The 22728-nt window shown below is 50.1% G+C and carries 18 protein-coding genes; 11 read left to right on the top strand and 7 right to left on the bottom strand.

Annotation, left to right across the window (positions count from 1 at the left end; all coding sequences use genetic code 11):
• Positions 1 to 147 precede the first annotated feature (147 nt).
• From G451_RS0104340 to G451_RS32290, 4 genes are all read left to right on the top strand, one after another.
• A complete protein-coding gene (locus tag G451_RS0104340; protein WP_027183297.1) occupies positions 148 to 2232 on the top strand; it encodes a molybdopterin-dependent oxidoreductase in 2085 nt (694 codons plus the stop codon).
• Between the two features lie 39 nt (positions 2233 to 2271).
• Positions 2272 to 2601, top strand: a complete 330-nt coding sequence (locus G451_RS34045) for a hypothetical protein (protein ID WP_156921507.1) — start codon at positions 2272 to 2274, stop codon at positions 2599 to 2601.
• A 66-nt stretch (positions 2602 to 2667) separates the two neighbouring features.
• The gene (locus G451_RS27540) at positions 2668 to 4152 is read left to right on the top strand and encodes a LutB/LldF family L-lactate oxidation iron-sulfur protein (protein WP_051261123.1); all 1485 of its coding nucleotides are present in this window, start codon (positions 2668 to 2670) and stop codon (positions 4150 to 4152) included.
• The gene (locus G451_RS32290) at positions 4145 to 4882 is read left to right on the top strand and encodes a LutC/YkgG family protein (RefSeq protein ID WP_051261122.1); all 738 of its coding nucleotides are present in this window, start codon (positions 4145 to 4147) and stop codon (positions 4880 to 4882) included. Before G451_RS27540 ends, G451_RS32290 begins: the two co-directional genes overlap by 8 nt.
• Before the next feature lie 2 nt (positions 4883 to 4884).
• On the opposite strand, the gene G451_RS32285 is transcribed toward G451_RS32290, so the two are convergent.
• Positions 4885 to 7749 carry a response regulator gene (locus tag G451_RS32285; protein WP_051261121.1) on the bottom strand — a complete coding sequence of 955 codons (2865 nt, stop codon included), beginning with the start codon at positions 7747 to 7749 and terminating at the stop codon, positions 4885 to 4887.
• On the bottom strand, positions 7746 to 8984 hold the full coding sequence (locus G451_RS0104320) for an EAL and HDOD domain-containing protein (protein ID WP_027183296.1): 1239 nt from the start codon (positions 8982 to 8984) through the stop codon (positions 7746 to 7748). The genes G451_RS32285 and G451_RS0104320 overlap by 4 nt, the downstream gene beginning before the upstream one ends.
• 495 nt (positions 8985 to 9479) lie before the next feature.
• On the opposite strand from G451_RS0104320, the gene G451_RS0104315 reads away from it, so the two are divergent.
• The 5 genes from G451_RS0104315 to G451_RS0104295 all read left to right on the top strand — a co-directional run bounded on the left by G451_RS0104315 (position 9480) and on the right by G451_RS0104295 (position 14556).
• Positions 9480 to 10853 carry an ammonium transporter gene (locus G451_RS0104315; protein WP_051261120.1) on the top strand — a complete coding sequence of 458 codons (1374 nt, stop codon included), beginning with the start codon at positions 9480 to 9482 and terminating at the stop codon, positions 10851 to 10853.
• A gap of 14 nt (positions 10854 to 10867) precedes the next feature.
• Positions 10868 to 11209: a P-II family nitrogen regulator gene (locus tag G451_RS0104310; protein ID WP_027183294.1), complete on the top strand. Its 342-nt coding sequence runs from the start codon at positions 10868 to 10870 to the stop codon at positions 11207 to 11209.
• 186 nt (positions 11210 to 11395) lie between these two features.
• Complete coding sequence (locus G451_RS27520; protein ID WP_051261119.1) at positions 11396 to 11659, top strand: hypothetical protein; 264 nt, start codon at positions 11396 to 11398, stop codon at positions 11657 to 11659.
• Positions 11660 to 11718: 59 nt separating this feature from the next.
• Positions 11719 to 12948, top strand: coding sequence for an MFS transporter (locus tag G451_RS0104300; RefSeq protein ID WP_156921506.1), 1230 nt, complete (start codon positions 11719 to 11721; stop codon positions 12946 to 12948).
• Between the two features lie 63 nt (positions 12949 to 13011).
• Positions 13012 to 14556 (top strand): SDR family oxidoreductase, encoded by a 1545-nt coding sequence (locus tag G451_RS0104295; RefSeq protein WP_027183292.1) that lies wholly within the window; start codon positions 13012 to 13014, stop codon positions 14554 to 14556.
• Here G451_RS0104295 and G451_RS27515 read toward each other — a convergent pair.
• Positions 14551 to 15021 (bottom strand): pyridoxamine 5'-phosphate oxidase family protein, encoded by a 471-nt coding sequence (locus G451_RS27515; RefSeq protein ID WP_051261118.1) that lies wholly within the window; start codon positions 15019 to 15021, stop codon positions 14551 to 14553. The two genes, G451_RS0104295 and G451_RS27515, sit on opposite strands and share 6 nt — an antisense overlap.
• 99 nt (positions 15022 to 15120) lie before the next feature.
• Between G451_RS27515 and G451_RS0104285 the strand changes: the two genes are divergently transcribed.
• A complete protein-coding gene (locus tag G451_RS0104285) occupies positions 15121 to 16035 on the top strand; it encodes a transposase (protein WP_027183291.1) in 915 nt (304 codons plus the stop codon).
• 274 nt (positions 16036 to 16309) lie between these two features.
• Here G451_RS0104285 and G451_RS0104275 read toward each other — a convergent pair whose 3' ends face one another.
• Positions 16310 to 17878, bottom strand: coding sequence for an ATP-binding protein (locus tag G451_RS0104275; protein WP_027183290.1), 1569 nt, complete (start codon positions 17876 to 17878; stop codon positions 16310 to 16312).
• Positions 17879 to 17980: 102 nt separating this feature from the next.
• The gene (locus G451_RS0104270; protein ID WP_425387477.1) at positions 17981 to 18859 is read right to left on the bottom strand and encodes a metal ABC transporter solute-binding protein, Zn/Mn family; all 879 of its coding nucleotides are present in this window, start codon (positions 18857 to 18859) and stop codon (positions 17981 to 17983) included.
• Positions 18860 to 19065: 206 nt separating this feature from the next.
• Between G451_RS0104270 and G451_RS0104265 the strand changes: the two genes are divergently transcribed.
• Complete coding sequence (locus G451_RS0104265) at positions 19066 to 20637, top strand: type VI secretion system contractile sheath domain-containing protein (RefSeq protein WP_027183288.1); 1572 nt, start codon at positions 19066 to 19068, stop codon at positions 20635 to 20637.
• 191 nt (positions 20638 to 20828) lie between these two features.
• On the opposite strand, the gene G451_RS0104260 is transcribed toward G451_RS0104265, so the two are convergent.
• Positions 20829 to 21224, bottom strand: a complete 396-nt coding sequence (locus G451_RS0104260; RefSeq protein WP_027183287.1) for a response regulator — start codon at positions 21222 to 21224, stop codon at positions 20829 to 20831.
• A 144-nt stretch (positions 21225 to 21368) separates the two neighbouring features.
• The gene (locus G451_RS27510) at positions 21369 to 22556 is read right to left on the bottom strand and encodes a pilus assembly protein TadG-related protein (RefSeq protein ID WP_034640561.1); all 1188 of its coding nucleotides are present in this window, start codon (positions 22554 to 22556) and stop codon (positions 21369 to 21371) included.
• Positions 22557 to 22728: the final 172 nt, after the last annotated feature.

The following is a 22728-nucleotide window of genomic DNA, read 5'->3' as shown; positions in this document are numbered from 1 at the left end:
CAGTGACACCGATGTTCATTTTTTGCATATTACCTATGTATACTGCACATCCAGTGAGGAACGCAGGCTAGTGAAGCCGGGAAAATCACAAGGGATGCAAGTACCTTATCCAAGATCCCGGCAATACAACTCGTGTGGAGGTCAAGAATGGGTGAACCCCAAAAAGTCTTCAGTGTCTGTGGCATGTGTACTGTCCGTTGTCCCATCCAGGTGGATGTGGAAGACGGCGATGTCACCTTTATTCAAGGCAACCCCCATTCTGGCCTGAAAGGCGCGTTATGTGCCCGTGGTGCGGCAGGGTATGCTTTAGAACACGATGTTGAGCGCCCGCAGTTTCCCATGATCCGTGTCGGAGAACGTGGTCAGGGAAAATGGCGTCGTGTTTCCTGGGATGAAGCGCTTGACCATGTTGCCGACAAGCTTAAGACCATTATAAAAGCGAACGGCCCTGAAACCGTTCTTTGGTCCGATCGTGGTGGTCCGTTCCCCGACCTTCATCAAGCATTCATGCGCGGCATTGGTTCTCCTAATTACTGTAATCACGACGCAGCGTGTGCCCGAAATGTCCAACACGCGGCCAAGTCGGTGATGGGCATCGGCCGCAAAGACGTGTCGTATGACTATAAAAACGCCAAGCATATCGTTTTACAAACACGCAACATTTTCGAAGCCATCAATGTCAGCGAAGTAAACCAGGTGCTTGATGGCATGGCCGCCGGAGCAAAGCTCACCGTTATCGATGTGCGCGGAACAGTCACGGCAGGCAAGGCTGATAACTTTTTCATGATCCGTCCAGGCACAGACCATGCGTTTAACCTGGCCGTCATTCATACGCTTATTTCGGAGAAACTCTACGACGCGGACTATGTCTCCCGCGTCGTCGACGGATTCGATGACCTTGTTTCTTATATCCAACCGTACACCCCCAAATGGGCCGAAACCGAAACCGGCGTCAAAGCCGACCAGATTATCACGTTTGCCAGACAGCTCGCGTCAGCGGCTCCTGCTGTTATCTGGCATCCAGGCTGGATGGTTGCTCGTTATGAAACGTCCTTCCATGTTTGCCGGACAGCTTATATCATTAATGCCCTCCTCGGCTCCATCGGAGCCAAAGGCGGCTTGGCTATTACCAATAAACCCGGTGACTACGGTCGGAAGGGGCTGAAAAAACTCGTTGATCTTTTTCCCAAGCCCGAAACGAAACGCGCTGACGGTGCCGGCTGGAAACATCCGCATATTGATGCCGGCCCAGGGCTGGTCAACCTTGCCTACGATGCCATTACAACGGGTGATCCTTACCCCATTAAAGCATACCTGTGTTTCCGACACGACCCCTTAATGGCCTTTCCCGACCCTGACGCTTTGAAAAAGAAATGGGAAAACCTGGACTTGCTCGTATCGGTCACGTTTTCCTGGTCGGATACGGCGTGGCATAGCGACGTGATTTTGCCGATGTCCCCCTATCTTTCGCGGGAAAGCATTATTGCTTGTAAAAATGGTCTCAAACCGCATTTATTTGTTCGGAAACGTGCTTTGAGCCCACGCTATGACACCAAGTCCGAATGGGAAATTCTGTGTGGGCTTGCCTCCCGTCTTGGTATGGAATCCCTTGCTTTTGAATCCATAGAAGCGATTTGGAACTACCAGCTCGAACCGACAGGTGTTTCTCTCGAAGATTTCGACGCGACGGGTATGGTTTCGCTTGCCGACAGTGCTAAATATCGGACGTTGGATGAGCTCTCTTTCCCCACCCCATCGGGCAAACTGGAGATGATCAGCGAAAAATGGGAAAAGGCAGGGTATGCTTCTCTGCCGCAATATGTGTCTCCAGCATCACCGCCAGCGGGACAATTCCGCATCACTTTTGGTCGTTGCGGCGTTCATACCCAAGGACATACGGTCAACAATCCGCTGCTCAATGAACAAATGCCGATCAACCCGATTTGGATCAATGAAGAACGTGCCAAAGAACTTGGCATTGTCGACGGCGATCCCGTCACCGTCTCTTCTAATGGATACACGGCGAAATCAACGGCGTTTGTCACCAAGTTCATTCACCCTGAAGCCGTCTTCATGGTGCACGGATTCGGACACAAACTGCCCGTTGAAACGCGTGCCTTTAATCAAGGTGTTGCCGACAACGAACTCATGCCCGGTGGCCTTGAGATAATCGACATGCACGGCGGTGGTGTTGCCATGCAAGAGCATTTCATCACCATCTCTAAAGGATAACTTCTTCGTTTTTTTTACGTTTTTATTCAGGAAGGGAGTTTGCTACGCTCCCTTCCTTTTTTATTAACTCGTCCACACGGTTTCCGTGCTCGTCATGACCGCCCATTTTCTGCCTTGACCGAGCGGACGCGCTCATGCACCGTATGGCCAGACGGTGCGAGAAAGCACCGGCCCTCTTCAGCTATAAACACCGTGGAGAGCCGTACACCCTCGTATGACCGACCACACCCGGCCGACAAACGCCATGAACAAGAGGCACAGATTGCCGTTTTACGAAACCCCTTCCATGAACGCCCGAACTCCATGGAAAGTGAGTTCTATTATTTCGTAACGGCGCTGCAGTTCACCAATCCCCCATTTCTGTTGTAAAGGAATGTATGAAACCGGGATAGTTACCTGACTTTTCAATTCTTCCCGGTTGCCGGAGACGAACTCATGACCGAAATCAAGACAGAACACTTTAAACAGGCGGCAAGCTCTGCGCTCAATGACGAACATTTGCACGGAGCATTACGCAATTTGCAAAATCGTATAGGCAAAGGAGCGTTGGCCAGCTACAAAACACTCCCTGAAGGCGAAGGTCTCCGCCAAGTTGGTCGTACAATTCGCCGTCGAACAATCGCTCAACTCGACCACGTCCTTGAAACCCTGGCAGCAAACGTAGAGAAACGTGGTGGACACGTTTTTTTCGCTCAAGACGCTGCCGAAGCCACTGCCTACTGCCGTCGCGTTGCCCAAAAACATCAGGTTAAACGTGTCGTCAAAGGCAAGTCCATGCTGTCCGAAGAAATCGGCCTCAACCCGGCTTTGGAAGAAGATGGCATTGAGGTCGTAGAAACCGACCTTGGAGAATATATCATTCAACTTGCCGGGGATTCGCCATCGCATATTATTGCACCAGCCATTCACATGACGAGACAGGATATCGGGAGGCTATTCGAAGAAAAGCTCGGGACGCCCTACACGGAAGATCCTCCAGAACTTACGTTGATTGCCCGGAAAACATTGCGTGAGAAATTTCTTCATGCCGATATGGGAATCTCCGGGGGCAATATTGCTTGTGCAGAAACCGGTCAGGTGGCGCTTGTTTCCAACGAAGGCAACATTCGCATGGCATCGACCTTGCCCAAGGTGCATATTGCACTCATCGGAATGGAAAAAGTCGCCGCGACATTATATGATCACCATGTTGTTCTGCGTCTGCTGACTCGCGGAGCGGCAGCGCAAAACATGTCGACGTATGTCAGCTATGTCGGTGGTCCGCGGGGAAATGACGAAGCCGACGGGCCGGAAGAATTTCATCTCGTTATCGTCGATAACGGCCGCATGCGCATTCTGGCCGATCCGGAATTCAGAGAAATTCTCCATTGCATCAAGTGTGGTGGCTGTCTCAATATTTGTCCGGTCTATGCCAAGGTAGGAGGGCACAGCTATGGATTTCCGTACTGTGGCCCTATCGGTACTGTCGCCGCCCCATTGCTTTCCGGCGTCAACCGAGCGAAGGATCTTATTTTTGGTGAAACATTATGCGGAGCATGTCGCGATATTTGTCCAGTCGGCAATGATCTTCCGCGAATGATTCTTGCGCTGCGATTCAAATTGGCGCAAGGCGACCAGGCTTGGGATGTTACCCCGACCTCTCAAGGAGAACGTCTCGGCTATGCTGCATGGGCAGGGCTCGTCCGCTCTCATACAGGGTTTACCTTGGCCGCAAAAGCCGCCGGAGCCGGACAACGGCTGCTTCCCCAGAAAGACGGAGCCATCAGCACGCTTCCTCCTCCGCTCAATGGCTGGACTTTTGGACGAGATATTCGACTGTTGGCGAAAGACCCCTTTTCCGTTCGGTTTCGCCGCATGCGGGCTACGAGTTGTTGCCGTCCCAATGCCGAGCCCAACACCAAGGAGGAGAACCGTGACTGATCCTTCACAACGGACGGCGTTTCTCACACGTGTTCGCAACGCACTTCGTCACACGTCGGACCATGACACATTCGATTCAGATGAAGCGGCAGCAATACAGGCATTCAATGCCAAAGCCGGACAGGCCAGGGACCGGACGAAGGAAGAGCGCTTGGCTCTGGCTGAAGGGCTTGATGCAACTGGCCAGGCTGCACGGTTTCAGGTCTATCTCGTCAAAACACCGGACGAAATCGGCCCGATACTCGCATCCATAGCGTCCGATTACGAACCGGAGTGGAGCCAGGACAATATCCTCATCGCGTGGGATCATCCTTTGGTGGATGCTGCTCTACCGTCCATCACCGCCGCACTTCCCGACGCTTTGTTGAGTACATTGTCTCGAGATCCCGAACAGTACCACTCACGCGCCCGGTCAAGTTTTATCGGTATCACAGGCGCCGATTTCATCGTTGCGGAATCAGCGACAATCCTCATGCTCTCCGGTCCAGGGCGCCCCCGATCTACGTCGCTCTTACCCTCAATTCATGCGGCAATCGTCAGTCTGGACAGAATCTGCGCCGATTATGGAGAATTGTACAGTCTCCTTCGTGAATATCATCACGAACACGGATTGCCAAACACGGTCACATTTGTTTCCGGACCAAGCAAAACCGCAGATATCGAGGCCGTCATGGTCCACGGCGCACATGGTCCCCGTGCAGCCTGTCTTTTCATCGTTCTTGGGGAATAATGCTATTCTGAAGCGGCTCCTCTGGGGCGAGCCGCTTCAGTAAACGCTTCAAGCTCGGCCTTCAGGTTCGCATAGAGAACTGGAAGGTTCTCCATCTCCCCGCTTTTTGCCGTTTCGCGCAAATTATCGGACAGATACTGAGAGGACACGGCTCCAACGGCCGCCAATGCCCCACTAAGATTATGCGTGATAAGCCGAATATTCTCTACGTCACCTTCCTCAACCACTTGCTGGAGTTTTTCTAAACGGTTGGGCATATCATCCAACAACGCAATAATGATACGTTCCAGCAATTTTTCGTTGCCCAGTAAGCGTGTGAGCGCACCTTCTTGGTCAAAAACCGGACGATTCTGCGCATTTTCCGAAAGACCATCCCGTTGCACATCATTTGCCGAATGGACTTCGAAACGATTCCTAATCACATTCTCCATAATAGGAATAAGCTGATCGAAATCAACGGGCTTTGTCATATAGTCATCCATACCGGCTCGACGACACTTCTCCCTGACTTCAACCAAAGCATGAGCAGTCAACGCAATGATGGGAACATCGGCAGCATGTTCACCGGCTTCTCCTCGTCTGATGCGCCGTGTCGCTGCAATCCCGTCCATGACCGGCATCTCCACATCCATAAATGCAAGGTCAAAGTGGGCATCACGCATGGCATCGACAGCTTGCCTGCCATTTTCTACCACAAAAACGGAGTGTCCTAACTCACTTAAGATCTCTCGTGTCACCTCTGCGTTGATCGGATTGTCTTCTGCAACCAAAATGCGACGCTTGGTCATAACGGGGCGCGGTTTTGCTATAGCCTGCTCATGTTGAATAGCTTTGGCTTTTTCCGGATCCCCGATTTCCAAGACGATTTTAAAGAAGACATCGGTCCCCTCACCCAATGCGCTCTCCATCCATATCCACCCATTCATCATGCGCACAAGTTCCGAACTGATCGTCAATCCCAAACCCGTGCCGCCATATTCTCGTGTCGTCGAGCTATCTGCCTGGCTGAACCGATTAAAAACATCATCGATTTTGTCCTTGGCTATTCCCATCCCCGTATCACTCACCGTGCAAAGCAAACTGACCGTACCGGGAGCTTCACGATGATGACGCATTTTGCTCACACTGACGACAATACCGCCTTCTGATGTAAACTTAATCGCGTTTCCAACAAGGTTGAGTATGATCTGACGCAATCGAATAGGATCACCTCTGACATATTGCGGCACATCCTGATCGATTTCATAGATGATGGGGAGACCTTTCTCTCGCGCATTCACGGCCATAATGCGAATCGTGGATGAAACAATATCTCGGAGATCGAAGTCAATGGAGTCAAGCTCCATGCGACCGGCCTCAATTTTAGACAAATCCAAAATATCGGTAATAATTTGTTGCAGCATCCGGGCCGACTCTTTGACGGTCCGGAGCCTGTCACGTTGCTTGAAATCTTTCGTATGTTTCAGCGTAAGATCCGTAAGACCAATAATGGCATTCATTGGCGTACGAATCTCGTGGCTCATGGATGCAAGAAATGCACTTTTCGCTTGGTTGGCGGCCTCGGCCTGTTCTTTGGCAGCAACCAATTCCTGCTCCATGCGAAGACGCTTGGATACATCTTCGACAATGGACATCACATATTCTGCTTCACCTGTTTCGCCAAACACAGCAGCTTTGACGACTTTGATCAGCACTCTACCCGTTGGCATATCAAAGCTTTCCGATGAAACCTCAATAGGCTCACCACGCTCGATGGCTTCCAAGTCAGATCGTCGAATGCTTTGGGCTTGTTCATCTGTTACAAAAGAAGAAAACTCGTGGCCGAGAGCGTCATCGCGAAAAATCCCGGTAATTTCTTCCATCTTGGCATTCCATAACATCACGCGAAAATTATCATTCACGTCTTTTGCCAGAACACCAACGGGGAGATTTTCAACAATTTGTGCAAGAAAAGCCTTTTGTCGCGAAATGATACGCTCGGCATCTTCGCGCTCCGCCACTTCACGCGTAAGGCGAGTATTCGCACTCGTCAGCTCCCGTGTGCGCTCCACAACGAGGTCTTCCAAGTGTGACTTTATCTCAAGCAAAGCACGTTCTGACGCAGCATGACGCGTCAAGTCTGCCGTATGCACGGCCACACTCGTCACGGTATTATCGTCATCAAGAACAGGACAAAAATTAACGTCAAAAATAACCTCATCGAATCGCGCTTCGAATCGAACCGGTTGTTTTTCACATAAGGCCTGTTCCCAAAACATGATGTTCGTGGCTTTGACGTTATCTGGGATGAATTCAGCAATGTTTTTCCCAAGAGCGTCATCTCGTCCAATTTGCAAAACTTTTGCAGCTGCGGCATTCATTGCCATGATTTCACATTGAGGAGAGAGAAGCAGCATCGGAGAAAGCGAGGCGTCAAACAAAGCGGAAAGTGTTTTTTCACGAAATGCAAGGGTGCGTTCAAGTTCATGCTTCTCATCGACAACAGCCCTGTAGGCGAGGGCTCGTGTCACGGAACGCAACAACTCGGTACGAACAACCGGCTTTTGCAAGAAATCGAATGCTCCGAGTCGTAACGCATTTGTTGCAACATCAATATCGGGCTGCCCCGTAATAACAATAACCGGCGTCTCCGGGGCAACACTTTTTACATACGCCAGGAGATCAAGCCCTGATGATTCATCAAGAATGATGTCCGTTAAAACCAAGTCAAAGGCAATTTCCGCAATAAATCGCTCTCCCTCTTCAAACGTTGCGGCCGAACTCACATGGTATCCGGCCTCCCGAAGCATACGTTCAAACGAGAGTCTGACGGGCCAGGAATCGTCAATGACAAGAAGACGCTTTTTGTCGTCGTTGGACCGGCTCATTGTCTTTCAAGAACTCCGATGACAGTTTTAGCCCAATAAGCGGACAAAAAATAGTTCTTCGCAGCTTCTGCCGGAGGGATAGCATATTTATTGACAATATTGGAAACGATCTGCCAATCCCCGGTCTCCACGGCTTCAAGTAGATCGAGCCAATCATGTGCACTATTCTTACGCCCTTTGAGTGCATCTTTTATAATAGGATTCAAGGCCATATCGTCAATGAGTTCATCCATGGGCCTTCCCGCCAACGCATCAAGTTTAGAAAAGAGTCCAAACAGCAGCAACGTATCAGGAGCATAGCCTCCCCTCTGCGCTGTTGTCCCGATTAACTCTAAAAACCGTGAACGCTGAAGCGCAAGATAGACCAGTTCACGTCCCCTCGTCGTGTTATCGAAATCCGACATGATTACAGCGAGAGCCCACCGCCGAAACGGCACAATGCCAAGTAAATTGATTGCGTGTGGAATAGACGTGATACGACTTTTAAATCCCATGGAGGCCGCATTGATAAATTTAAGTAGCTTATAGACAAGCGCTGGATCCATGGCCACGACATCGGCAAGCTGATCTACTGTGGAGTCTGGTGCATTGAGTGCTTTGAACAAACGCACACGAGACAATGATGCCGTTGTCATGGAACGGCCCGGCACCATATGAAGTTTCCCGAAAAAAGGACCATGAAAATACTCGAACCGAAGCGCCTTTGCCCCTTCAAAGCTCTCCCAATCCTGAATATCTGAAGCCATAACATCGGCGCCAACCTTCTTCACCTGCCTGGACAAGCCAAGCACGTCCGCCGCCGACAAACGACCAATAGATAACGATACGATATCGGCCAGATGAAGCAATGCAACATGTTCAGACCGTCCGTCGTAGTTATCAAGGATCAAGCAAAATCCTTGTTGTTTCAATTCTTGATAGCCGGCGATGCACAGTTCCAAATTGTCTCCGGAACAATCCATAATAAGCGCAAGCCGGTCTTTGTGGATATGAAAAAGTTCATCCGGAGATGAAACAGATGGAGGAGACGCGATAAAAATTCGTGCGTTTTCACCAATTCCTTGCAATGCGTTTGCCATCCCCTCCGTAGCCAAAGCCACGCCAGCATCTTCACCCGCGGCATGATGCAGCATAACCTTATACGCCTGTAGGATTTTTTTACGATCAAATACAGGCTGCCTGGAGATAAATACCGGGATACTCCGATTTTCAAACTCAGGAACGGTGTGAGGCATGCAAGCTCCTTTACACACACGACAATCAACGGTTTGTATATTTTTTTTTACCGTATTATTGACAAAAACACCACAGTCTCACATTACCTTCTCATAGTGGGCCACTCACAGCGCATTCCTGTCTCGAATTGTCATAATTCCGAAACAACACCGCTCGCTTCGGGCTTGATTTTCGATTTTGCTAATCACAATGTACAAAATGGTCTTTCCGCCTCAGAGATCAACATACCGAAATCGTAGACTTTACGAATTCTATTACTCCAAGATAATTTTTTGTTGCCATTGAGCTACAATTATGTAACACATGCTCCCGGTGGGGCAAACAAAAATGTAATGCCCACCGAGGGTGCGACAAGCTTTTCTTTAAATTTCAAAATGTTAGCATTTGGCCTGGGTCTTGCTTAGACAATTCCGTCTTCCGTTTCCCCGACGGAACAAATTGGTCCCTGCAGTCCCTGCCAGGAAAAGCAACACTACGTTAAGGAGGAAGGATTTATGGATGGAAGGACGGTAAACGGCACCTTGGCCAAAGGTCTCGCTCTTGGAGGCGCGGCGCTCCTTTTGGCTTCGATTATGCCCGAAAACGCAATGGCCCAGGATGCAGCAGCTCCCGAGTATTTAACTCAGTTCAACGGCAACGTTGTATGGACGCTTATTGCAGCCATTTTGGTCATGTTCATGCAGGCTGGTTTCGCGATGGTCGAAACAGGGCTTACCCGAGCCAAAAACGCCTGTAACATTTTGATGAAAAACATGTTCGACTTTTCGGCCGGCAGCGTGATTTTCTTCTTGTGCGGCTTCGCATTCATGTTCGGTGATGACATCAGCAGCTTCATCGGCTGGTCCAACTTCGGCCTCTCGGCCGGCGGAACCGGCAGCGACGATGCCATCTGGACCTACACATTCTGGTTCTTCCAGACCGTGTTCGCCGCTACCGCCGTCACCATCGTGTCCGGTGCCATTGCCGAACGTACAAAATTTGTTGCGTACTTGGTTGTCAGCGTGGTCGTCACCGGTTTCATTTACCCCATTTCGGGCCACTGGATTTGGGGCGGTGGTTGGCTTTCGTCCCTGTCCACTCCGATGATTGACTTTGCCGGCTCTACGGTCGTTCACTCCGTCGGTGGCTGGATTGCTCTTGCCGGTGCTATGGTTGTCGGTCCTCGTATTGGCAAATACACCAGTGACGGTGTTGCCCGCGCTATTCCCGGCCATAACATTCCTTTGGTCGCCTTGGGTGTCTTCATTCTCTGGTTCGGTTGGTTCGGGTTCAACCCCGGTTCGACCACGGAAGCTTCCGGCTCCATCGGCGTCATCGCGACGACCACCAACTTGGCTGCCTGCATGGGTGGCTTGGCTGCCATGATGGTCACATGGATGCGCTACGGCAAGCCTGACCCGTCCATGAGCCTCAACGGAGTTCTCGCCGGCTTGGTTGGCATTACTGCCGGTTGTGCCAACGTCAGCCCCACTGGCGCGCTGATTATCGGCTTCATCTGCGGTATCCTTGTTGTCCTGTCCGTTGAATTCATCGATAAAGTCCTCAAAATTGACGACCCGGTCGGTGCCATCTCTGTCCACGGTGTTTGTGGCGCTTGCGGCACACTCCTTGTCGGCCTCCTTGCCAGCCCGGATTTCGGTGGCGAAGCTGGCCTGTTTTACGGCGGCGGCGTCAGCCTGCTCATCACCCAGATCATTGGTGTCGCAAGTGTCTTCATCTGGGCTTTGGGCACAGGCTACATCCTCTTCACCGTCCTCAAGGTCACTGTCGGCGTGCGTGTCTCCGAGGAAGAAGAAATTCGTGGACTGGACATCGGTGAACACGGCATGGAAGCATACAACGGCTTCCAGATCTTCACCACCGAGTAAAAGGAGAACACGCCATGAAACTCATTATAGCATACATTCGACCCGAACAGCTCAACGCGGTCAAGAAGTCCCTGTTCTCGAAAAAAATCTATGGCATGTCCGTCACGAACTGCCTTGGTGCTGGCCGACAGAAAGGCTTCACCGAAACCTACCGTGGCGTTGTCATGGAAGTGAACCTGCTTAAGAAAATTCGCTTGGAAGTCGGCCTGCCCGATGAAAAAGTTCAAGAAGGTCTGGACGCCATCACGGCTGGCGCCCGTACCGGCAGCGAAGGCGACGGCATGATCTTTGTTCTCAACGTTGAAAAAACCCGCCGCATTCGTACCGGCGAAGAAGACGGTACTGCCGTCAACTAAACGTCACATACGATTACAAAAAACGGGGCAAGCCAAGTGCTTGTCCCGTTTTTTTTGGATTTTTGAAAATATCGTATGCGTTTTTGTCGTTACGAAAACAAATTCGTCTTCAAAAGCCTATGCCTCCACAACAAACTTTGCTAAACTTTTCTCTGTTTTTCATACCACCAAGCAAACGAGGTCGGCATGAGTACAAAGTGGACACAGCACGACGATTCTACTCATTTTCTTCAAATTGGCGGAGCTTTTTTTGTCACTGTCACTTATGAACGATTAGGACAGCCCGGCTGGAAGGTGCAAGTCGGTCGCCGCGTCCTCAAGGATAAATTCGCCAATGTCGAAGACGCGAAAAAAATCGCTATAGCCTTTGCCGATCGAGTAATTACCAAATGCCATGAAGATCTCGAAGCAGCCAAAACCGAATCAGGAATCCCAAGCAACGAGTCCTAATTTCTGGAATATCGACTCTTTGCCCCTCCTTCTTTCCATCCGGGCAAACCGGAACCACCGTGTATTACAGTAAAAATTCTATGCGCTCACTCACCAAAGATCCCCATTTCATTATTATTTGTTGTGTTACGCTCATGATCGTCATTGGAGTGGCCAGCATTATTCCTGTCTTCCCGGTCATCATGCAGGAACTCCATGTCAGCTCCGATCGGATAGGCCTCATCACCACCTATTTTACATTGCCAGGCATATTCCTTTCGCCTGTAGCCGGATATCTTGCGGACCATTTTGGACGACGAGAAGTATTAAGTCCAAGTCTGTTTATTTTTGGTTTTTTCGGCAGCTTGTGTTCCCTCGCCCCCGATTTCGACACACTCTTACTCTTTCGATTCCTGCAGGGGCTTGGAGTAGCTCCTTTGGTCGTTATTGCCGGAACGGTTCTCGGCGATCTCTATCATGGCCCGAGACTGTCCAAAGCCCTCGGCACATACGTTGGAATCCAAATTGCTGCTGTCGCCGTTTTCCCAGCTTTGGGAGGAGTGCTCGGCGCATTAAATTGGCGCTATCCCTTTGCATTACCCGCAGTATCCATGATTTTGGCCTTTGTCGTCTGGTTTGGATTGCACATTGCTACGCCAGTACGACCAGCATCACTCGGCCATTATCTGCACAATATTGCTCTCGGCTTTACCTGCAAAACCAGTCTTGTCGTCTATATTGCTGCGTTTATGTGCTTTATGTTCATCTTTGGAAGTATGCTCACCATTTTGCCGATACTTATAGGCAACGTCTATCACAAGGGACCGGCACAAATCGGTATGCTGTTTTCCTATGCTGCCATTTATACCGTCATTCTCTCGTTCACAATGGACAAGCTCGAACGATTTGCCAGCGCACCGCGGCTCATTGTTTTGGGCTTTTGTCTTTATGTCGCATGCTGCCTGAGTGTTCCCTATACCACAACGTTCTCAGGATTTTTTTTCTGTATGACATTATATGGTATCGGCAACGGCTTGGTATTGCCAGCAATCCTAACGACTATTATGAAACTCGCCGGCCCGGAAAAGCGCGCAGCATTCAATGCAGCGTACGGAACCATCATGCGACTCGGTCAGGCTATCGGCCCCTATCTCGCTGGCGGACTCCTCTTTTTCACGGATTATAATACCGTTTTTTATATTTCTGCCGCAGCCGCAGGCCTCACTCTTGTCGGAACGGCCGCTGTACTCTGGAAAATTTCAGACTCTCAGCACGGTGAGAACGTGCAGGACAAAGCGGTGCAGCCGTAATCACCGTTCGTAACACATAATACAATACCACACGAAGACGGTATGAACGCAGGAGGATATCCGATGTCGCCAAGGGATGAGCGCCCCATTCTTGTCACTGGAGCAACTGGATATGTCGGAGGACGTATTGTTCCTCGCTTGCTTCAGGCCGGATGGACTGTACGGGCGATCGGCCGCTCTTTGGACAAATTACTTGACCGACCATGGGCTCACCTGCCCGGTGTGGAATGTTTTGCCGCGGATGTCATGGACGCAGATGCCCTTCAACACGCGGCTGCGGGGTGCTGTTTGGCGTATTATCTCGTCCACTCCATGAATCCTCAAAACCAAGATTTTGCCCGCGCCGATCTCCAGGCCGCGCAGAATATGGCTCACGCTGCCGCCGAAGCCGGACTGGAACGTATTATTTATCTCGGTGGACTTGGTGATGAAGACGACGACCTCAGCACACATCTTCGTTCACGCTTGGATACGGCTCGCGCATTGCAATCCGGACCTGTTCCGGTAACATTCTTTCGAGCCGCCATGCTTCTCGGGTCGGGATCGGCTTCGTTTGAAATTTTGCGGTATCTCACTGAACATTTGCCGATCATGATCACACCCAAATGGGTCAGAACCAAAAGCCAGCCGATAGCAGTTTCCAATGTGCTCAACTACTTAGTCGACTGTCTGGATCATCCCGAAACCATCGGACAGACGTTCGATATCGGTGGTCCCGATATTGTTTCGTATGAAGAACTGTTTCACATCTATGCCGAAGAAGCTGGCCTTGGAAAACGGTTTATCATCCCCGTCCCAGTGCTTTCGCCCAAACTTTCGTCGTATTGGGTCCAATTCGTCACTCCCATTCCGGCATCTTTAGCTGTCCCACTCATTTCCGGATTGCGCAATGAAGCGGTCTGTCGCGAAAACCGTATACGGGAAATTATTCCTCAAACGCTGCTGCCGTGTCGTGAGACCATCCGACTCGCTCTTGAACGCACCCGTCAACACAACATCGAAAGCTGTTGGTCCGACGCCGGTTTTACAACGCCCCCCGAATGGATGACGTGCGGCGATGCCGCCTATGCTGGCGGGACGATGCTCGAATGCGGTTTTCGTGCGGAAATCGACGCTGATCCCGATGCCGTTTGGCCGATTCTGACTTCCATTGGTGGGCAAACCGGCTGGTATGCTGGAGATTTGCTGTGGAAAATGCGTGGTTGGATGGATAAACTCGCCGGTGGCGTCGGTCTCAACCGGGGACGACGCGATCCACACGAGATTAGGCAAGGGGATGCACTCGACTTTTGGCGTGTGCTCGCACTTGAAAAACCACATCTGCTTAAACTTCAGGCTGAAATGCGTATGCCAGGCGAAGCAATGCTCGAATTCCGATTGGATCCTCTGGGAGAACACCGCTGTCAGTGTGAACTACATTCCTACTTCTTACCGCGAGGCATTGCCGGCTTAGCCTATTGGTATGGGACCTATCCGTTTCATGTGATGATATTTTCAAATATGCTCAAAAATATTGCCCGTGCCAGCGGCTCTCCTTTGAAACACTCACCACAACGTTTCACACCAACGTTTCCCAGGAAGCAGTGTCGTATACAGAAGAAATCATGAGTGTGAATCGAGCTGAGCAACATGATACTCCTGGCGATTTCCAAAGCCTGATGTATTGTCTGTCACATAGATGGTCTCAGCCCAAAGTACGTACGGAGCAACACGCCCCATTTTGTCGGCAATAGCTTTCCCCATGCTTTTGGGAGATTGAAAAAAATCGCGAACCAACGGAAACTTTGCGAGATAGACGGCCATAGCCGCCGCTTTCGCAGAGCGTTCAATAACAGGAACAACCTTCCCAACGATTTGAAGACCACGAATATCTCGCCAATGTTCGGATGCCACATGAATCGTTGCCGCAGTTCGGGAATCCGCTGCGAAGTCCTGACAATGCCGACTCTGCGGCGAAGAATAAAAATACAACCCGTCCTCACTCCGAGCAAAATATACATCGGCCGCCCACGGCCCATGCCGAGAACAAGACGCCAACGTCATGACCGACGCGGCATCGGCAATTGTCCACATCGCAACACTCCTATAGGGGACAGGTTAATTATGTTGACATCAACTCCGTAATCAATCACACTTGTCGTACATACCAACATGTTTGAATGTGAGTTGCTCATGCCAAGAACCTCCCGCTTACTTCTCGAAGATCGTCCCGCCGTTTATCATGTTATGTCACGCACCGCTTTGGATGGCCTCCCATTTGGTGATATTGAAAAAGATACACTCCTCGCTATCATCAAACGCTTCTCCGCCATATATTTCTGCGATATCCTTGGCTTCGCACTCATGGGAAACCATTTCCATCTGCTCGTTCGGATGGCTCCGGCTTCTTCACTTACTGATGACGATGTCAAAAGACACTTCACTCAATGTTATGGCGACTCGATACCTCCTAGCGCAATGCAACTTGCCGATCTTCGCCGCAAATGGACCAGTCTGTCCGAATTTATTCGTGAAATAAAACAAACATTCTCCCGCTATTACAATAAACGCCACTCGCGGCGTGGCACACTCTGGGGAGAACGCTTCAAAAGTGTACTTGTGGAGGAAGGATCCACATTGCTGCATTGTCTGGCATACATTGATCTCAATCCCGTTCGCGCCGGCATTGTATGTCGTCCCGAAGACTATCGCTGGTGTTCCATCGGTTACCACCTCCAAACCAACAATCGCGACGATTTTCTGAATCTCGAATTCGGCATGGATACATGGGACATCGACACGCCATCCGAACGCCAACGCCTCTATCGGCAATTCCTCTATGAAACCGGTACAATAGAGACATCCAAAGGGGCGTCGCTTCGTACAGACATTGTCGAACGAGCCCGTCAATCCGACTATACATACACACGAGTGGATCGATTTCTCTTGCGTACTCGGTGGTTCAGTGATGCCGGTATCATCGGGTCCAAGGCCTTCATCCAGTCGGTTGCACTCCATCTCGATCTTCCAGGATCAAAGACACGTACTCCCAAATCCATCGCCGGGCTCGAACTTTACGCTTTGAAACGGTTAGCGGAAAATCTGTAGACACCATATCGAACGAACTGACCATCCCCTTCTATACTATTGCGTATTGTGGTGCTGTGAAAATCACTATCAGCACTTTATTGTGTCGTAGTTCTCCACACCTCCACTTCTTCTGAATATCTTCTCCTTATCCAAAGCTCGCAAAGATGAACGTACGATTGGTCGCATACGCTTCTTCTGCAGATGTTGTCTGAAAAACGTGTGAGATACATAATATGCCTGTCCCCAATTTCTTGGAATCAGCAGCAATCAACATCGACCATACTTCTTTTCTCTAGCGTTTCTGTCGGCGCCAGCGTTCAATGCTGTTACGAACGAAATCGGTAGAAAGAGAATCTTCCTTCCAGGCAAGGGAAAAGGCCGCCGTGTCACTGTGGGGACGGTGTGCTTCATCGAGGTCGTTCATGCGAATACGCATAGGAACGGTAACGCCTTCGCCTACTGCAATAGCCTCCTGCGTCCGTAAAGCGGGGAGGGATGCCAACAGGCCTGCCGCATTTTCCGGCATGGCGCGTTCCACAAATCGTTGGTCATGTTCGTTCGACATACGTAGCGCGAACAGCGTATTGCATTGTGACAAAATCGATTCCGACAGTTCCGAAGGACGCTGTGTGACCAATCCGAGCGACACGCCGTATTTTCGACCTTCTTTAGCAATACGCGCAATCGCTTTCCGGGTTGGACCGAATCCCTTTGACTCATCCGTCGGGATGTAGCGGTGTGCTTCCTCACAAACGAGCAGAACCGGTGCGCTTCCTCCGCGTGGACTCCATAAATTGAAATCGAAAATCGTTCGGCACAGCAACGACACGACAACGTCCACAATTTCCGACGGGACACCCGAAATATTGAATATCGTAATCGGTTTATCAGACGACGGAATGCGTAATATTTGGGACAGCACATCAGGCATGACATCTTGCACAACCAAGCTGGAAAACATAAACGCGAAACGTCGGTCCTTCTTCAAACTATCGAGACGCGCCATAATACGCATGTACGGCAACGAGCTTTCGGGTTTATCGAGCTTTCCCATGCCTTCCTTGAGAATTTCCACGAGCCGATTCAATCTATATGGCGTCGGCGTGTCGACCGTCAGCGGAAACGGATTTTCCATCTTGGAGACATAATCAAACTTCGCCGTGTAAATCGCATCTTTTAAGATTGCCGCTTCCATTTCACGGGCCGCTTCATCACCGGAACACAACACCTCGACGGTTTCTTCAAAATTGAGAAACCAATACGGCAATTCGAGGTTATCCGTCGTAATAATGTTGGCCTTCTCCCCAAAGCATCGCGAATATTCATCATGTGGGTCGAGCAAGACAATATGGCCGTTTGGCAGCGCATTCAGCACCGAACGTAAAATGACGGCAACGGTACACGACTTCCCTGAACCCGACGTTCCGAGAACCGCAAAATGCTTGCCGAGCAGCGCATCGGTCACCACATAAGCAGGCAGTGATGTGTCTTGATAGAGCCACCCGACCTGCACATTGGACGTCTTTGGTTTGGAATATATTTGAGCAAGATCTTGTGAAACCGTCGGAAACACTTCTTCATCAAGGTTCGGCGCATAGGAAACACCACGCTGAAACTTGAATGTTCCCGCAGCCTCATCGAACTCCAATGCCTCACCCAGAAGGTTGATCTCTATAATACGCTTTATTCCATGATCGGTCTCTGCTCTCTTCGCAGAACCGATCATGCCGAAAGTCAAAGACTGTGGAGTTTTAATCTTCACAAGCGATCCGATACGTCCCAGATCCTTCATTTCACCGTCAAGCTCCGCAAATACTTTTGCACCGGCGACGGACGTCACAACAGCAATTCGTTGGGCCATACAGGCTCTCCCATGTTGACGTGCAATACTACTCCTTTCTTGTACCTGAGCTCGCCCGTTGTTGCAATTCTCACGCGTCGCGGTGCAATCATAATCGCCATATTATTGTATGGTTTGAGCCTGCGCAAATTCTTGAGCAACAAATTGCAGATTCTTTTCCCAATCCGCCGCCAGAGGATCAATCACAATGACTCGAGCCGGAATCTGACTTGCAATAAGCTCTGCACTCTTTCTGGAAAATTGTGGTTGCACAAAAACAACATGAACGTTTTTTTCTCTGGCACGCTTGATAAGTAGGGCCAATGCTTTTGGGCTGGGCTCTTTACCTTCATTTTCTATCGGGATCTGCTGGAGTCCAAATTCGCGAGCAAAATATCCCCACGAAGGATGAAACACCATAAACAGCCCGTTTTTCGGCAAAATAGTATGCAGTTTTTTTTGTAATGCCGTAATTTCTTTGTCAAAAGCGGCGAGATTGGCGGCATACTCATCTTTATGCGCCGGATCGGCAGTTTGAAGCGCTTGAGCAATGGTCGCAGCCTGCGTTCGCATGAGTTCGGGAGATAACCAAATGTGAGGATCAAGCACCATTCCATCAGCTGATTCGGCATGATGATGTACTTCATGTTCGCCGTCGTCCTGATGGCCTTCTCCCATCTCATCATGATGGTCGTGGCGCGTCATGGGCATCTTCTTGATACCCGCATCGGCATGAACCACGATAAGGTTGGGATTGGAGGCTTCAAGCCGAGGAAGCCAAGCCGATTCAAACGGCACCCCCTGCGCCACGAAAATACGCGATGCAGAAAGCGCTGCCATTTGCGCCGGTTTGGGCTCATATGTTGCCGGTGAAGCTCCTGGAGGAAGCAGGACATGTACTGTCACCAAGGCTTTTCCAATTTTTTTCACAACATATTCTTGGGGTAAAATGCTCACCATTACATCCAACGGCGCCCCACTTGCTACATTTGCAATCAACATAAAGGTCATGCATATAATCAGTATGAGTCCTCGTCTCATTGCTCACCTCGTCTGAAATTTTTTAATGCAACTCAGTTGCATCATCTGTACGTCCTGTCAATCGAATCCCCATAAAATAAAAAAATCTCTTTCCATTTTTTCGTGTTTCACTAAGGTGAATTCAAAAAATCACGTCCGACATGGCTACTGTAAGCAAGGAGAGACGCATGCCTTTTCCCGAAATTCCCTATTCCATCCTGGTCTTGGCGCCGTTCAACCCGGTTTTGACGACCCCCTCTCGCCGTATTGCCATTGATGACATCGACATTGATACAGCTTTGGCAGAACTCGGTCCGACGTTACGTATCGATGTGCCGCAAAACATGTGCCCCGACGGATACCTGAGTGTCCCCGTGACATCCATAAAATCGCTTGCGCCGACTGGTGTCATCGCCAACACCGACTATCTTGCTCAAGTAAAATCCTGCCTGGATGAAACGAAAGCTGGCATAGGGCAACCAAATGAAGCCGCGGTATTGACCAGTTTAGCATCAAAATATGCGGGCCTGCCCCTGGATTTTCCAGCAGCAGGTCAAGCCGACGCCTCGTCCCAACCATCACCCGCTGGTAGCGGATCAGCCATTGACGATATTTTATCCATGGTTGCTGCGCCAACCCACCCGACAGCCCCCCAAGGCGGTCTTGCGGCCGTGGCACGCCAAGCCGAACAATTGCTCGCGCGTCTTCTTGAACTTGTTTTTGCCGATCCGAATTGGCGTGCGTCTGAAGCTGCCTGGAGAGGCCTCAAGAACCTGTTGACTCGGGATCGTATGATAGCAGGACACGTACGCGTCTCCATCATGTCGACGACACAAGAAACCCTTCTTGATGCCGTTGCCGGATTGACAACGCAGCTTATCGAATCGCCTCCCAACCTTGTTTTGGTTGATTTCGCGTTTGATAACGCTCCGGCGCGAACCGAAATATTGGCCGGTCTGGCTTCTTTTGCCGAAACCCTACTCTGCCCGGTGGTCATTTCTCTGGGAGCCAAATTTTTTCAACTCAATACGTTCGCCGAGCTTGATAAAGTTCAATATATCAAACACTCTCTCGACGATGCTGCGTATGCCAAATGGCGCACGCTGGCCAAACAATCCGGCGCAGGTTGGATTTTGGCTGCGGTCAACTCGTTCGTGTTGCGCTTACCGTTCAGTCCTGAGAACCCAGCCCGCCCCGTCGCGTTCCTGGAAACCGATCCGTTATGGATCAATCCAACCTGGGCCGTGGGCGCGCTGATTGCTGAAAGTCAAGCGCAATACGGCTGGCCAAGCCGCTTCACGGATTACAATACGATTCAACTCGGCGATCTTCCCGTGCTCTCTTCCGAACATGGCGCACTCGTAACGCAAGCCGCGTTGTCCGACGACCGAGCGCATGAATTCCGCGATGCGGGCATGTGTGCGTTGATTGGACCAATTATGAAAGATTTTGCCATCATCCCTCTGGAAGTTGCTGTTGATGGAGAATCTATCGCGTTCAAATGCTTTCTCTCGCGGCTGTTCAGTTTCCTTTTTGCCGCCAAAGACGCACTGCCCGAACTCGATTACTTGACTGTCGCGCAGGGACTAACCAAAGCATTGAGTCTTTTCTTCGAACAGACCGGACATCAAACGCCAACCGACCTTGTCATTCACGCGGACCAACCTGCGGGAGGGGCTATTCCACTTTCTATCACATTCACGCCCCCGGCAACGATTCTCCGCCGCCCACAGCCAGTGAGTTTCTCATTCAGTTGGTAAACAGAAGGCAAAACATGACAACGAATTGAGAAGAGGGGCCGTGTCTATAAACATAATATATGCAAGCCGTTGCGGCTGGGGAGCGGTCCCCTCCTCAGCCATAATCCAAGAAGAGTATTACAAGGGAAAAACACGAGGCAATTTATGAGATTCTTCGTATTCAACCATCATATACCGATCACGTGCTCTCTTCATATACATTTCATATTACGAAGTTTTTCTCTTATCATTTCTGGCAACGCAGGTTTCACGAGATATTCAGTCGCTTGTCCTTCAAAGAAAGATTTACAGACGTTTTTTGTATCTCCATGACATGTCACCATGAGAACTTTACATTCTGCTCCTGGCTTTACACCATAATTTTTCTCGGCAGAACGAATACCCCGTAATGCATCATGACCATTCAGCTCTGGCATACCGATATCCATACAAACGAGATCATAGGGATATCCTGATTCAAGAGCATGTATAAATCGAGCAATCGCTGTCTTTCCATCTGCGGCTTGTTCGCATGTCGCGTATGCACTGATAACCTTATCCAAGAGCACTCGATGAGCCTGGTCATCATCGACAATCAGCACCTTCATGGTCGATTTTCTCCTCAAAACAATAGAATAGACTTAACACGATATCCTCCAATTTCATGTGATATTTCCTCACAAAGGGCAAGAATTTTACTCTTACTCAAAGTATTCCACCCGCCATTCATTCAAGCCAGCGAATGCAATTCCTTAGTGTCCCAAAGCCTGGAGCCGTGTTGAGTCCAAAGCCAAGCCGACCGAAGCGAGAAGACAGTCGGATGCACCAGACCGATTCGGACTATCGGCCAACCCTCGAATGAACCGCCCCATCACTTCACTGTGTTTTGAATAGGATTCGATAAAAACAGCCGCAAGCTGATGCACAACGACCATGTTGCGCCCGGAGCTCGGAGGTTGTGTCGGATCAAAAAATGGAATGGCTACAACGCGAGGACTCCGCAGAGGATCATCAAAAATACTCCCTTTAATGGAATCACTCGCTGAATCCCAATAGGCTCCCGGATCTTGAGCAATGAGCGCCTCAACGCCCTGCTTCGTCGGGCCAACCATATTGCCCGGTTCTACCTGAATCGTATCGCCTTCAAAAACTTGTGTTTGATTAGATCCTTGGCAACCTTGGATATTGGTCCGATACATGCTGGCACCAGGGACGGGAGTCCCGCGGTTCAAAGCCGGGTAATCGATAGGATAATACTGGCCGTGATTAACCGCATCCCCAAGGCTGGAAAGTTTGAGGACAATTGCCGCACCGATGTCGTTTTCAGAATACCCCTGCACGGACACGGATGCGACTTCACAAGCACTATCCGGATCGAGCAACCCATTGTTCTTATATTTCTTGTTGCTGTCACAGCTATCGTCAAACGTAAATTTTGCCGGCGGTGAAAACGGTTTGAGGCAACTCGACGCATCTGAACAAAACGATTCGGCACGTGCTACAGCCTCAATATCGGTTTCATTTTTTCCAAGAACACGCGCTAAAACCATATCAAGCGCATTTCCACGATCGGCTTCAAGCCCGACTGCAACTTCAATTTGATTGGGATCAATCACGGTCTGTGTACCATTTCTATAAAATATCACGTCAGCATCAACGACAGCTGATGTGGGATTGTCTGCAGAGACGAGATTGCGTCGGGCATAATCCAATGCCGCAGTTCTTGCCTCGTTGACATCTCCACCGCTCGCCATGAGAACCGACGCTCCGGCCATCGCGGCAGAGTCCGCTGCGGTTTGGAGCTGACTTTTCTTATAATGAATGAGCCCATAGTCCACTGCAAAGGCAGAAAATCCCGCCAAAGCGACAAGTGCCAATGCCGCCATAACGACGACCATGCCACCCTGATTCTCTTTTTGAAGTGCTGTGTATTGTATCATAGTGTCCTCCAAGATGCTTCGTGAGTGGTCCACAAAATACACCATGGAGAATACACAGCAATGACCATGCCACACCCGATTCAACCGGGAAAATCACCCAATAGCAATGATTTCTGAATAGCGCACACCATGTATTATGGATACAGCCACAATGAATGCCCATAAGAATTGG

The sequence above is a fragment of the Desulfovibrio inopinatus DSM 10711 genome (genome assembly GCF_000429305.1).
Taxonomy (GTDB): Bacteria; Desulfobacterota; Desulfovibrionia; order Desulfovibrionales; family Desulfovibrionaceae; genus Alteridesulfovibrio; species Alteridesulfovibrio inopinatus.
The sequence above is the reverse complement of the archived record's forward strand: the minus strand, read 5'-3'. Positions and strand labels throughout refer to the sequence as shown.